Below are 13,609 nucleotides of genomic sequence, written 5' to 3' on the forward strand. Positions count from 1 at the left end.
GGAGCAATCTACAGAAAGACCCTTACTTTCTTGTGACAATATGCCGAACATTCTGCGACATCTGCTGCTGCTTCTCTTGATCCTGTCGGCGCCCTTGCGGGCGCAGATCGATGCCGTTGCGGAGGATTCCGGGCCGCTCGGCTCCGGACCCAGTTCCTCACCGAACATCCCCGCGGCGTTGCAGCCTTGGATCCCCTGGGTTCTGGAAGGCGGTCCCGAAGGGCAGGATCAACGCGACTGTCCGATTGATCCGGCCGACGGCGCACGCCTCTGCGCCTGGCCCGGGCGGCTGGAGCTGGCGCTGAGCGGCGCGGGCGGGATCTTCGCGCAGGTCTGGGAGGTCTTTGCCGAGTCCGCGGTTCCGCTGCCGGGCGGCGCGGATGCCTGGCCGCTCGGAGTCGAGGTCGACGGGGCCGCAGTCGCAGTAGTCCAGCGTGACGGCCGGCCAACGGCGACACTCGCGACCGGGATCCACCGCGTCACCGGACGCTTCGTCTGGGACCGTCCGCCGGACGCGCTCCTGATCCCGCCCATGGTCGGGCTGGTCGAATTGGTGCGCGACGGCCGCGCGGTGCCGACGCCGCGATTGGACCGGACCAACCGTCTCTGGCTCGGTGACCCCGCGGGGTCCGAGACCGAGCGCTCGGGCGATCGTCTGAGCCTGGAGGTCTATCGGCGCATCCAAGACAGTCTGCCGCTCGAGGTCCTGACCCGGCTTCGGCTCGAGGTGTCCGGCGGTGCGCGCGAGGTGCGGCTGGGCCCCGTGCTGTTGCCCGGCGGGATCCCGTTGCGGATCGACAGCCCCTTGCCGGCACGAATCGAAGAGGACGGGATGCTGCGGGTGCAGGTCCGCCCCGGGCGCTGGGTGGTCGATGTCATGGCTCATCACCAGGGCGACGTGTCCGAGCTGTCGCGTCCCGAGACCGGCGCACCCTGGCCGGAGCGCGAGATCTGGGCCTTCGCCGCGGAGCCCGCGCTGCGGCGGGTCGAGCCCTCCGGTCTCGATGCGGTGGATCCGCGCCAAACCGGGATCCCCGAGGAGTGGTCGCGCCTGCCGGTCTATCGGGCTGAGCCGGGCGCGGTTCTGCGCCTGGCCGAGCAGGCCCGCGGGGATCCGGATCCGGGACGGGACCGTCTGCGCCTAGATCGCGAGCTTTGGCTCGACTTCGACGGCAAGGGCTACAGCGTGCAGGATCGCATCGGCGGTCAGTTGTCGCGCGGGTGGCGCTTGGACGCCGGCCCGGCACTCGCGCTGGGCGCCGTGACCCTCGACGGCCGTCCCGTGCTGATCACGCGTCTGAACGACACGGCGTCGCCAGGGGTGGAGGTGAGACGGGGCATCCTGGATGTGGTCGCCGATGCTCGGCTCGAGTCGGCACCGGGACGCGTTCCGGCTTCCGGCTGGGCGACCGAATTCGAGAACGTCGCTGCACGGCTCTATCTCCCGCCGGGCTGGGATCTCTTGACCGTTCAAGGCGTCGACAACCTGCCGAGCACCTGGGTCGGTCGCTGGAGCTTGTTGGATCTCTTTCTGGTGCTGATCACGACACTGGGTATCGGCCGCATCTGGGGTTGGGGTTGGGCGTTGCTTGCCCTGCTGACGCTGGGTCTGACGTGGCAGGCTCCGGGTGCGCCGCGACTGATCTGGCTGCACCTGCTCGCCGCGGCGGCCTTGCTTCGGTTGATCCCGGACGCGCCTGTGCGGACCGGTCTTCGGCGCCTGCGAAGCCTGGTAACGCTCTATTTCCGATTGGCGTTGTTGGGGCTTGTGGTGATCGGCCTTCCGTTCCTGGTGACCGAGGTCCGGGACGGGCTCTTTCCGCATCTGGAACGCTCCTGGGCGGCGTTGGGCGACGCGGGATCGAGCACACGGACGACCGCCGCACCCCCGCCGGCGTTCGAGCTGGGACGCGCGATGGACACCGAGGCGATGTCGAAACGTGAGGGTCTATCCGGTGCCCTGTCCGAGCCCGCCGCCTCGATTCCCGAACCTATCGACCTCATGGATCCCGATGCGCGTCTACAGACCGGAGCCGGCATCCCGGACTGGCGCTGGAACAGTGTCGATCTGCGGTGGAGCGGTCCCGTCGGCGAGCGGGAATCGGCACGCCTTTGGTTGCTGAGCCCGACCTTGAACCTGGTGCTGTCGCTTCTCGGCTCCGTTCTCCTGGTGCTGCTCGGTCTGCGGCTGGCCGGGCTCGTCGGCGGTCGCGTGACCCACGGGGCGGGTCTGGCCCTGCTGGTTGCCGTGGGGCTGGGCACGGCGGTCGGTCCAGGACCCGTCTCGGCCGAGGATCTGCCGAGCCCCGAGTTGCTTCAGGAGCTTCGCACCCGTCTGCTCGCACCTCCGGACTGTCTGCCACACTGCGTCGATCTGCCCCTGGTGATCCTCGCGGCGACTCCGGATCGTCTGGTCCTGGATTTGACGATGGATGCCGCGGTCGCGGTCGCGGCACCCGTACCGGGCGGGGTAGGGGGCTGGCTGCCGACGGAGATCCGCGTGGACGGGGAGCCTTCGGACGGATTGCGCCAAGACGCTGCCGGTCGGCTCTTGCTGATGCTCCCCGCCGGCCGACACGCAGTCAGGCTCGCCGGCCCGCTGGCGAGCCGCGATCAGGTCGAGATCCCGCTGCCGATGCAGCCTCGGCTGATCCGGGCCACCGTCGATGGCTGGAGCCTCGAAGGGCTGGATTCCGGCGGACGCGCCGGCGCTCAGGTTCGCTTGGTCCGCCTCTCCGACACCGGCGCCCCGCATGAGACCTCGCTTGCCCAGGGTGCGCTACCACCGCTGCTGCGCGTCGAGCGGACCCTGCGGATGGGCATCGATTGGCGTGTGGATACCCGTGTGCGGCGTCTTTCGCCCGACGAGTTCCCGGTCTTGATCCCGGTGCCGTTGTTGCCGGGCGAGTCGGTGCAAACCCCCCGGGTCCAGGTCGAGGGTTCTGCGGTTCTCGCGGACCTGCCGGCCGGGCGCTCGGAGGTCACCTGGTCGTCGCGTCTGGAGCCGACCCGCGAGCTGCGCCTCGTCGCCGCCATAGATCCGCGCCTGAGCGAGGATTGGCGTCTCGACGTGGGACCGCTCTGGCATCTGGAGTACGAGGGTATCGCTCCGATCCACCGTCTGGGTCCGGCCGAGCGCTGGCTGCCCAACTGGCGACCCCTGCCTGGCGAGACCTTGGTCCTGACCCTGACCCGACCACTGGGCGTCCCGGGGCGAACCTTGACGATCGATCGCGTCGACACACGGGTCGAGCCTGGGCAACGCGGGACCCTTTCGACCCTAACCTTGGAGATCCGCAGCAGCCAAGGCGGAAGCCATGTCGTCCGGTTGCCGGACGCCGCCGAACCGATCGCCTTCAGCCTGGACGGCCGGAGCCTTCCGCTCCCCGATACGGCGCCGGAAGTCGAGCTGCCGCTGACGCCCGGATCGACCCGGGCCGAGCTGACCTGGCGCGAGCCGCAACCGCTCGGCCTCGGCTACCGGCCCAATCTGCCTGATCTGGGCAGCACGGCGGTCAACCTGAATCTCTCGCTGAGCCTGCCCGACGACCGTTGGGTCCTCTGGACTTGGGGGCCACGAATCGGTCCGGCCGTGCTTTTCTGGGGGATCCTTCTCGTTCTGATCGGGCTGGCCGCGGGCTTGGGTCGCAGTCGTCTGACGCCCCTGCGCATGCACGATTGGCTTCTGCTCGGCATCGGACTCATCCTGGCCGAGGTCTGGGTCGTGCTGCTGGTCATCGGCTGGCTCTTCGCGCTCGGCCTGCGGCATCGCTTGGACCCGCTTGCCCGTCCGGCCTGGCGCTTCAATCTGATTCAGACGGGGCTCGTGATCCTGACGCTCTTCGCCCTTGCGGGCCTCCTCGGCGCTGTCCAGCAAGGTCTGCTCGGGACACCCGAGATGCAGATCCGGGGCAACGGCTCGACCGCGACCGCGCTCAACTGGTATCAAGATCGCGGCGGGCCCGCGCTGCCCGATGTGTGGGTGCTCTCGGTGCCCATGTGGGTCTACCGCGCACTCATGCTCGGCTGGGCGCTCTGGCTCGCGATGCGGCTGCTGGACTGGCTGCGCTGGGGCTGGGAGGGACTGTCCAAGCCGCTGATCTGGCGCGAGACGGGGGCGTTCGAACGGAAGCGGCCGGCGGCGAAATCCACCCACGATGCGGAAGAGATGCGTCTGGATCTATGAGCCAAGTCCTGTTCAGCTTCTTTCGCTATCCGATTCGGCAGGTTCCTGGCGCCCTGCTCCTGATGGGGTTTCAGCGCCTGCTCGCCGGCCGCGACAGGCCCGCCGGCGTTGTCCGGCTGATGGGCTGCGGCAGCGGTGACGGATTCTCGGTGGTTCCGGATCTGCGTGCCTATTGCCTGATGCGCGTACTCGCGAATCCGAACGACGAGGCACGTCTGCGCCGGAGCCGGTTCTACCGCGCGGTCGCCGAGTCGAGCAGCGATCAGCTTCACTTCTCGCTGGCGCCCCTTTCCGGGCGCGGAACCTGGGACGGCGAGGCCGTGTTCGACTATCGGGGGGCATCGTCGACGGACCGGCCGCTGGCGGTCCTGACCCACGCCCGGGTCACGCCGGGGCGGGCGATCGACTTTTGGCGGAGCGTCCCGGGAATCCGCAGCCAGTTGCGCGAGACCCCGGGCTGCCCCTATCACATCGGATTCGGGGAGGATCCGCTGCTGACGCTGGCGACATTCAGTGTCTGGGACGCTCCCGCGAGCATGCAGGCGTTCGCCTATCGGAACACCCCGCATCATCGCGCAGGCCGCGCGTCACGGCAGGAGGACTGGTTGAGCGAGTCGATGTTCGTACGCTTCGCCGTCGAGCGTGTCGAGGGCCATCTCGAGCGTTATCCCCGCCTCGCGGCGATCCTGGGGTCGCGAGCGCGCCACCCGCAGCATCCCGACAGATCAGTGGAATCTCGGACACAGTGATATGACGGTGGCGTGTCGGGCACGCTACGCTCTACCCAATCTACGAGTAGGGAGTTTTTTGAAATGGGTCAAGCGGATGTCTGGCACGGAAAACTCTAAAAATGCTTTTCAAATCCTAAAACGCGTCCACCACCGAGCATCTTGGGTCCGCTGAGCGCTATGCTCGCTGCAAGAGATCGAATATCGCTCGGGACGCGTTTTAGCCTTAGAAACCCTCGGTCGAGGTAAAGAGCCCCACCCGCAGATCTTTTGCCGTATAGATGGTGCGCCCATCCACCTGCACCACGCCGTCGCCGATGCCGAGCACGAGCTTGCGCGAGATGACCCGTTTCATGTCGATGTGATAGGTGACCTTGCTCGCCGTCGGGAGGACCTGCCCGGTGAACTTGACCTCGCCGACGCCGAGCGCCCGGCCGTGTCCAGGGTTGCCGATCCAGGCGAGATAGAAGCCGACGAGCTGCCAGAGCGCGTCCAGGCCCAGACATCCGGGCATGACCGGGTCGCCGGGAAAATGGCACTGAAAAAACCAGAGATCGGGCTTGATGTCCAGCTCGGCGAGGATCTCGCCCTTACCGTTGGCGCCGCCGAAATCGGCGATACGCAGCACCCGATCCATCATCAGCATGTTCGGCACGGGCAATTGGGCATTGCCCGGACCGAACATCTCGCCGTGTCCGCAGGCAAGCAGTGCGTCGCGGTCGAAGGAGGCTTCTTTCGTCATTAGGGGTGAGGTCCTGTGTGTCTTGCGGTTCCAGGGGTTAGAGAGCCTCCAGCCTCCAGCCACCTGCCTTCGGCTTCGTTCGAGGTGGCGGGGCGGTGGATTGCACGCGAGGCGTTCGGTGTTGCGTCGCTCGTGCATGAGCGCGAGGATCGCTGGCAGCTGAAATCAGCCCGTCCGAAGCCGCGCCGATAGCCAGCCGACGATCTGCTCGATCGGGATAAGCTGGGTCTCGCTGTCGTTGCGGCCTTTGTACTCGACCTGTCCGTCGTCGAGCGACTTGTCGCCGACCACGATGCGATGCGGGATGCCGATCAGCTCCATGTCGGCAAACATCACGCCGGGGCGGGCGTCGCGATCGTCGAGCAGGACGTCGATGCCGGCCTGCTTGAGATCCTCGTAGAGCTGATTCGTCGCCTCTCGGACGCGGTAGGATTTGCCGAGCTTCATCGGCAAGAGTGCGACCTGGAAGGGCGCGATCGGCGCCGGCCAAGAGATGCCGCGCTCGTCGTGATGTTGCTCGATCGCCGCGGCGACGACCCTCGACACCCCGATCCCGTAGCAGCCCATGGTGAGCGTGGTGGCGCGCCCGTCCTCGCCGAGCACGTTCGCCTTCATGGCCTGGCTGTATTTACGACCTAGCTGGAAAATGTGTCCGACCTCGATCCCGCGCGCGATGCGAAGATGGCCCGAGCCATCCGGGCTGGGGTCGCCGTCGATGACGTTTCTCAGATCCGCGACCTCGGGAAGCGGCAGATCACGGCCCCAGTTCAAACCGAACCAATGCTTGCCGTCCTGATTGGCCCCGGCACTGAAATCTCCGGTCACCGCGACGCTGCGATCCACGATGGAGGGGATCCGCAGATCCTTCGGTCCCAGCGATCCGGGGCCCGCGCCGATCGCCTCGCGGATCTCGGCCTCGCTCGCCATGCGAAGCGGCGCCGCGACCGAGGGAAGCTTCTCGGCCTTGAGTGCGTTGAGCTCGTGATCGCCGCGCACCAGCAGAGCGATCAGAGTGGACCCACTCTCTGCGGAGGCGGCGACGACCAGGGTCTTGACCGTACGCTCGATCGGCTGAGAGAACTGCTCGACCAGATCCGCGATGGTGCGTGCGTCGGGCGTGTCGACCAGGCGCACGGTCTCCTGCGGGGCCGGGGCGACTTTGGCCAAGGCGAGGGCCTCGGCCAGCTCGACGTTGGCCGCATAGTCGCTGCTGTCGGAGAAGGCAATGGCGTCTTCGCCCGAGTCCGCCAGGACATGGAACTCGTGCGAGGCGTTGCCGCCGATGCTGCCGGTGTCGGCTAGGACCGGGCGGAAATCGAGTCCGCACCGACTGAAGATGCGGCTGTAGGCCGCGTGCATCTGCCGGTAGGTGTCTTCGAGCGATGCATCGTCGAGATGGAAGGAATAGGCATCCTTCATCAGGAATTCGCGCGCGCGCATCACGCCGAAGCGCGGGCGGATCTCGTCGCGAAACTTGGTCTGGATCTGATAGAAGTTGATCGGGAGCTGCTTGTAGCTCTTCAGCTCGTTGCGGGCGAGGTCCGTGATGATCTCCTCGTGCGTCGGGCCGAAACAGAAGTCGCGCTGGTGGCGGTCGCGCAGACGCAGCAGCTCGGGGCCATAATGGTCCCAACGGCCGGATTCCTGCCACAGCTCAGCCGGTTGCACCGCGGGCATGGAAACCTCCAGGGCACCGGCGCGGTCCATTTCGTCACGGACGATGCCTTCGACCTTGCGTAGAACCCGCAGCCCCATCGGCAGCCACGTGTAGAGCCCGGCGGCCAGCTTGCGGATCATGCCGGCACGCAGCATCAGGCGATGACTGGCGATCTCCGCGTCGGACGGGGTCTCTTTGAGGGTCTGTATCGGGAACTGAGAGGTGCGCATCGGGAGGGATTTCGGCGGCGTAAAGGCGCGAAGTGTATTGTTCAAACAGTGTCGAAACAACCGCGTCATGCCGATCCCGGCGGGACTGCGGCGCAAGTCCGGTCGATCGGCGGGTTCGCGGGATGTCGGATCCCTCTCTATACTTGCCGAATCCGCTGTAGGCTGGCGCTGGACAATCCATAGCTCAATTCAGCCGAAATCCGAATCGGGTTTGGCACCCGCGGGAGCCGAGCGCGAGATGACAACGGGAGTGGATGATTCGAGTCGCATGCAGACGACGCCCTCCGAAAACCGGCGCACCCAACGACGCATCACCGTGCGCATCCCGATCCAGGTCTATTTGCCCGGCACGGATCAACCCATCACCGCCATGAACCAGGATATCTCCTGGGGTGGGGCGCAGTTTGTCGCGGTCTTGCCGGTCGAGGCCCTGTCCGGCACGCTGCGCCTGGTTTTCCCCTGGCGAGGGCGCGACAGGGTTGCGATCGAAGCGCGGGTGGTGCGAGCGCAGCGTCTGGAAGCCGGCCACTTTCAGGTCGCGGTTCGTTTTGCGAGCCTCTCGCCGAGGAGTCAGTCCAGGCTGGAGAAACTGCTGCAGATGCTCGACGTGGCGGACGGGGCGGCCGAGTCGCCACCGGCCCCGCTTGTGCGCGAGCTCGAGGTTGCGGTCGACGAGGTCGGCGCCATGCGCGAGATGCTCGAACAGATCGGATCCGGGCGCCTGAGCATCACCGTGTTCGAGGCCTATCAAGCGGGTCAAAGCATCCGCTTGGCGATTCGTGGTGCTGACGCCCTGCCGAGCCTTCGCTTGAGAGCCCGCGTGCTCGAGGTCTCGCGGGTGAAGGTCGAAGGGTTCGCCCAATCGGAGCTCTTTGCGCTTGCGCTCGGATTCGAGCATCCGCCGACTGCGATCACGGCCTTCGTGGAGCTGCTGATCGCACAGCTCCCGCCGGTCTGGAAAGACCCGGAATCCAGCTTCGCGGGTGCTCCGGATTGGCTGCGCGCCATGCATTTGGCCAGACCGACGGAGGATCTCGCCCTCGGCGATCAACAAAGTGATATCTCTGTCCTCGAGTCGCGCTATCCCGACGTCTTGAGGAGTCTCGCGTGGGCTTGGGGAGACCCGGAAGCATTCGACCTGGCGTTCCAAGACCTGACGTTGGGCGACCGCGTCGAGCCGGGTGGTTGGCCCGAGGATGCATGGGACGAGCTGGGTCTTCTCCAGGATGTTCACGACAGCGCCTACGGACCCCCTGCGACCCGGCTGAGTTCGCTGCGACCGACGCGTTGTCGTTGAGTCGGTGCGGCGACCGGGCGCCTCGGGCGCGCTTCGATCCGCGCCGTGCCTCGGTTCGGCGCCTTGCTTGACCGGTCGCGTCGATCGCGGTACCTTCGACCGCTTTTCAACCCTGTTGGGACTGATCGGAGGTCACCGAGGTGGCACTGTCTGAAGCGCAATCCGTAGGGGCTGAGTCGAAACGGCCGGAGCGGAGGGGTGTTGAGCTGAGCGGGGCCGAGATCGTCGTCCAAGCGCTCGCAGACGAGGGCGTCGAGTTTGTCTTCGGCTATCCCGGCGGCGCCGTGCTGCACATCTACGACGCCCTGTTTCGCCAGGAGTCCGTCAAACACATCCTCGTGCGTCACGAGCAGGGCGCCTCCCACGCGGCCGACGGTTTCGCGCGCGCAACCGGCAAGTGCGGCGTTTGTCTGGTGACGTCCGGCCCCGGTGCAACCAACGCGGTCACCGGGATCGCGACGGCGTATATGGACTCCATCCCGATGGTGATCCTGACGGGTCAGGTGCCGACACCCGTCATCGGCAGCGATGCCTTCCAGGAGGTCGATACTGTCGGTATCACCCGACCCTGCGTGAAGCACAACTTCCTGGTCAAGGACGTGCGCGAGCTCGCCGTGACCATCCGCAAGGCCTTCTATATCGCGATGAGCGGTCGGCCGGGACCTGTGGTCGTCGACATTCCCAAGGACGTCACGGACCCGAACATCAAGATCCCGTACGACTATCCCCGCGACGTCAAGATGCGTTCTTACAATCCGGTGCTCAAAGGGCATCCGGGGCAGATCCGCAAGGCCGTCGATCTGATCCTTCATGCCAAGCGACCTGTCTTCTACACCGGCGGCGGAGTGGTGCTCGGCGAGGCATCGGCGCAGCTGACGGATTTCGTCCGCACAACCGGTTTTCCCGTCACCAGCACCTTGATGGGGCTCGGCGCCTATCCGATGACCGATCCCCAGTTTATCGGCATGCTCGGGATGCACGGCACCTACGAGGCCAACATGGCGATGCACGAGACCGACGTCTTGATCGCCATCGGCGCGCGCTTCGATGATCGGGTCACCGGCAAGATCGAGCACTTCTGCCCGCATGCGAAGATCATCCATGTCGACGTCGATCCCTCCTCGATCTCCAAGAACGTGAAGGTCCATGTTCCGATCGTGGGGCAGGTGGCGAACGTGCTGTCCGACATGCTCAAGCTCTATCGCGAGCTGGCCCCGCGCTCCGACGAGCAACCTGTTGCCGATTGGTGGGCCAAGATCGCGGAGTGGCGTGGCGTGGATTGTCTGCAATACGACCGCAACAGCGCCGCCATCAAGCCGCAGTTCGCGGTCGAAACGCTCTACAAGGTGACCGACGGGGATCTTTATCTGACCTCGGATGTCGGGCAGCATCAGATGTTTGCCGCCCAGTTTTATCCCTTCGACAAGCCGCGGCGTTGGATCAACTCGGGTGGCCTGGGGACCATGGGCTTCGGTCTCCCGGCGGCGATGGGGGTGCAGTTGGCGTTTCCGGATGCGCAGGTTGCCTGCATCTCCGGGGAGGCGAGTATCCTCATGTGCATCCAGGAGCTTGCCACCTGTCTGCAGTACGGGTTGCCCGTGAAGGTAATCCTGCTCAACAACGGCTACATGGGGATGGTGCGTCAGTGGCAGGAGTTCTTCTACGAGAGCCGCTACTCGAACTCCTATGTCGATGCCCTGCCGGACTTCGTGAAGCTCGCCGAGAGCTTTGGGCACGTCGGCATGCGTGTCGACCGCCCGGCCGATCTGGAGGCCGCGATGACCGAGGCGTTCGCGATGAAGAATCGCCTCGTGTTCATGGACGTCATCGTGGATCCGACCGAGAACGTCTACCCGATGATCGCCGCCGGCAAGGGCCATCACGAGATGCACCTGGCCCCGAGTCTATCGGATCGCGAGTTGGCTTAGATCGCGTCCCGAGCGAAAGAGATCTTAAGACATGAGACACATCATTGCCGTGCTGCTGGAGAACGAGGCGGGTGCACTCTCGCGCGTCGCCGGGCTCTTCTCGGCCCGTGGCTACAACATCGAATCACTGACCGTTGCTCCGACAGACGATCCGACCCTCTCGCGGATGACCCTGGTGACCACGGGCAACGACGATGTGGTCGAGCAGATCAAGAAGCAATTGAACAAGCTGATCGACACCGTAAAGCTGCTCGACCTCTCCGAGGGTCCGCACATCGAGCGCGAGATGATGATGATCAAGGTGCGCGCCGAGCGGCAGGACCGCGAGGAACTCAAGCGCCTGACCGAGATTTTCCGTGCCAAGATCATCGATGTGACCGATACGAGCTATGTCATCGAGTTGACGGGGGCATCCAAGAAGCTCGACGCCTTCATCGGCGCCGTGCCTGAGGGGCTCATCGTCGAGGTTGTCCGCTCGGGGCCCACCGGCATCTCGCGCGGCGACAAGGGTCTCACCATTTAAACCGCGTCCGTGTTCGACCCAGGGTGAGAGATGAGCCGGTTTCCCGTGAATCGGGTCTGTCGCCTGTCCTTAGCCTTTGTGGCGGACGCGGTTTAAATCTTTACTTTTTTGGGATTGAGCTGCTTGCGCGGTTGCGGTTCGCTTTAACGAATCGGACCTGACTGAGTGCCTGAAGGCCGTGCGTAGACCGATCCGCCTCATTGATCTCCAGCTGAAGGATTCACTCCAATGACCATCAACGTGTATTACGACAAAGACGCCGATCTCTCTCTCATCCAGGGTAAGCAGGTCGCGATCATCGGTTACGGCTCGCAGGGTCATGCCCATGCCAATAACCTCAAGGATTCCGGCGTGTCGGTTGTGGTCGGTTTACGGCCCGGTTCGGCCTCTGCGGCCAAGGCGGCCAATGCCGGGCTCGAGGTCCGCTCGATTGAAGAAGCAGTGAAGGGTGCAGACGTGGTGATGATCCTGGCGCCCGACGAGCATCAGGCCGCCCTGTATCGCGAGCAGGTTGCACCCAACATCAAGCAGGGCGCGGCGCTCGCCTTCGCCCATGGCTTCAACGTTCATTTCGGCCAGATCACGCCCCGCGAGGATCTCGACGTCATCATGATCGCGCCCAAGGGTCCGGGGCATCTGGTGCGCTCCACCTACACCCAAGGCGGCGGCGTGCCCAGCCTGATCGCGGTCCATCAGGATGCAACCGGTCAGGCCCGCGACATCGCGCTGGCCTACGCTTCGGCCAACGGCGGCGGGCGAGCCGGCATCATCGAGACCAACTTCCGCGAAGAGTGCGAGACCGATCTTTTCGGCGAGCAGGTCGTGCTCTGCGGCGGGTTGACCTCGCTGATCAAGGCCGGTTTCGAGACCCTGGTCGAGGCCGGTTATGCGCCCGAGATGGCCTACTTCGAGTGCCTGCACGAGGTCAAGCTGATCGTCGACCTCATCTACGAGGGCGGCATCGCCAATATGCGCTACTCGATCTCCAATACGGCCGAATACGGTGATCTGACGCGCGGTCCGCGGATCATCACCGACGAGACCAAGGCAGAGATGAAGCGCATCCTCGGCGAGATCCAAAACGGTCAGTTCGCCAAGGAATTCATCCTCGAAAACCAGGCCGGCGCGGCGTCGATGAAGGCCATGCGCCGACTCGGCGAAGAGCATCAGATCGAAGAAGTCGGCGAGCGGCTACGCGACATGATGCCCTGGATCCGGGAGAAGAAACTGGTCGACAAATCCCGCAACTGATCGACTCTGCTCTTGCTTGGTTTCGGGATCCGATCAGTCGGATCCCGAAACAGACGAAAGGCCATGCCCCCGCTGGGTGCATGGCCTTTTTGAATCACGTCGATATTGTTTTCCTGTGTGTATCCCGGACTCGCCTGTAGCGGTTCCTTCAATATGCGCTCGCTTCGGTTCGTGAAATCATCAATTCTGTGCGTTCACCGAAAGCCTCGGTGCACCGTTCCGACCGCTCATCGCCGATGCATGATCGCTGTCGACGGGATCTATCCGTGTTTGGCTCGGAAGATAGGTCGACGGCAACGCCATCCCGAGCATACATCCATAGAAAAACGACCACCCCGCCATCGCACCGAACAACTGATACGTGTACGTCATGACACTGCTCCTATCGAGCGACGCGATCGTAAGGACGCCTTTTCGTCGCTTGCTCTCGGCCGCGATCGGCAGGTCGAGCGGTGGAAGCTGTCCCGGTTGATGGGGCGATCGACTCTGACTCCGCTGTTCCTGTCCCTGTGACTAGAGCGTACGTCAGCGAGAGGAATGCAATCGGGACCGAGGTCTCGTTTCCGATGGGGACTTCGCTGTCGGGCGGGACCTCCGACCGATGCACATGGGTCTGAAGAAAAGTGCACGAATCGAGCGCTTGACGCAGCGGACACTCATGCAGAGGCCCTTCGAGCCGAGGGTTCCGGGCGCGACAGGCGGAGCACCGACATCACAGGGGCAATCGAACACACTACGCCCCGTACGATCGATCAGTTCATGTTGATCCGGCGTGCGCGCTCTATCCGCCGGTGACCGGCGGGAAAAGTGCGATCTCGTCGCCGTCTTTGATCCGCGTGTCCGGCCGAGCGATCTCTTGATTCACTGCGACCAGTACGGATTCGCTTTCGCCCAATGCCGTCGACCAGGGCTCGCCGCGCGCGCGCAGGTGTGAGAGGAGAGCCGCAACGGATTCGATGTTTTGCGAGACATCCATGTGCTCCCGCGCCAGTCCAAGGCGCTCTCTGAGCCGAGCGAAATACAGGATATCGATCATGTTGTCGTCCGATGCTAAACCGCGTCTGGGG

General features: G+C 64.8%; 9 protein-coding genes. 6 read left to right on the forward strand and 3 right to left on the reverse strand.

From position 1 onward, the window contains the following. Positions 1-40 precede the first annotated feature (40 nt). Together LT988_RS22905 and LT988_RS22910 are read left to right on the forward strand one after the other, a co-directional pair. Positions 41-4,186, forward strand: coding sequence for a hypothetical protein (locus LT988_RS22905; RefSeq protein ID WP_232407826.1), 4,146 nt, complete (start codon positions 41-43; stop codon positions 4,184-4,186). Continuing rightward, positions 4,183-4,935, forward strand: coding sequence for an aminodeoxychorismate lyase (locus LT988_RS22910; protein WP_232407827.1), 753 nt, complete (start codon positions 4,183-4,185; stop codon positions 4,933-4,935). Before LT988_RS22905 ends, LT988_RS22910 begins: the two co-directional genes overlap by 4 nt. A 205-nt stretch (positions 4,936-5,140) precedes the next feature. Here LT988_RS22910 and fabA read toward each other — a convergent pair whose 3' ends face one another. Then, complete coding sequence (gene fabA / locus LT988_RS22915) at positions 5,141-5,656, reverse strand: 3-hydroxyacyl-[acyl-carrier-protein] dehydratase FabA (protein WP_232407828.1); 516 nt, start codon at positions 5,654-5,656, stop codon at positions 5,141-5,143. A 165-nt stretch (positions 5,657-5,821) separates the two neighbouring features. Continuing rightward, positions 5,822-7,543 carry a proline--tRNA ligase gene (locus LT988_RS22920; RefSeq protein WP_232410639.1) on the reverse strand — a complete coding sequence of 574 codons (1,722 nt, stop codon included), beginning with the start codon at positions 7,541-7,543 and terminating at the stop codon, positions 5,822-5,824. 268 nt (positions 7,544-7,811) lie between these two features. On the opposite strand from LT988_RS22920, the gene LT988_RS22925 reads away from it, so the two are divergent. From LT988_RS22925 to ilvC, 4 genes are all read left to right on the forward strand, one after another. Next, positions 7,812-8,840 carry a PilZ domain-containing protein gene (locus LT988_RS22925; protein WP_232407829.1) on the forward strand — a complete coding sequence of 343 codons (1,029 nt, stop codon included), beginning with the start codon at positions 7,812-7,814 and terminating at the stop codon, positions 8,838-8,840. A 140-nt stretch (positions 8,841-8,980) separates the two neighbouring features. Next, complete coding sequence (locus tag LT988_RS22930) at positions 8,981-10,768, forward strand: acetolactate synthase 3 large subunit (protein WP_232407830.1); 1,788 nt, start codon at positions 8,981-8,983, stop codon at positions 10,766-10,768. 31 nt (positions 10,769-10,799) lie between these two features. Continuing rightward, positions 10,800-11,291, forward strand: a complete 492-nt coding sequence (ilvN, locus tag LT988_RS22935) for an acetolactate synthase small subunit (protein ID WP_232407831.1) — start codon at positions 10,800-10,802, stop codon at positions 11,289-11,291. Between the two features lie 234 nt (positions 11,292-11,525). Then, positions 11,526-12,542 (forward strand): ketol-acid reductoisomerase, encoded by a 1,017-nt coding sequence (ilvC, locus tag LT988_RS22940; protein WP_232410640.1) that lies wholly within the window; start codon positions 11,526-11,528, stop codon positions 12,540-12,542. A 781-nt stretch (positions 12,543-13,323) separates the two neighbouring features. Here the strand turns inward: ilvC and moaD are convergent. After that, entirely contained in the window at positions 13,324-13,578 is a 255-nt protein-coding gene (gene moaD, locus LT988_RS22945; protein WP_232407832.1) for a molybdopterin converting factor subunit 1, read from the reverse strand. Positions 13,579-13,609: the final 31 nt, after the last annotated feature.

It is taken from the genome of Thiocapsa bogorovii (assembly GCF_021228795.1).
Lineage (GTDB): Bacteria > Pseudomonadota > Gammaproteobacteria > Chromatiales > Chromatiaceae > Thiocapsa > Thiocapsa bogorovii.

What these genes read in the sequence shown, in the direction of transcription:
- LT988_RS22910 (WP_232407827.1), top strand. Translation starts at nt 4,183, where the DNA reads ATGAGCCAAGTCCTGTTCAGCTTCTTTCGCTATCCGATTCGGCAGGTT.
- LT988_RS22925 (WP_232407829.1), top strand. Translation starts at nt 7,812, where the DNA reads ATGCAGACGACGCCCTCCGAAAACCGGCGCACCCAACGACGCATCACC.
- LT988_RS22905 (WP_232407826.1), top strand. Translation starts at nt 41, where the DNA reads ATGCCGAACATTCTGCGACATCTGCTGCTGCTTCTCTTGATCCTGTCG.
- moaD (WP_232407832.1), bottom strand. Translation starts at nt 13,578, where the DNA reads ATGATCGATATCCTGTATTTCGCTCGGCTCAGAGAGCGCCTTGGACTG.
- ilvN (WP_232407831.1), top strand. Translation starts at nt 10,800, where the DNA reads ATGAGACACATCATTGCCGTGCTGCTGGAGAACGAGGCGGGTGCACTC.
- fabA (WP_232407828.1), bottom strand. Translation starts at nt 5,656, where the DNA reads ATGACGAAAGAAGCCTCCTTCGACCGCGACGCACTGCTTGCCTGCGGA.
- LT988_RS22920 (WP_232410639.1), bottom strand. Translation starts at nt 7,543, where the DNA reads ATGCGCACCTCTCAGTTCCCGATACAGACCCTCAAAGAGACCCCGTCC.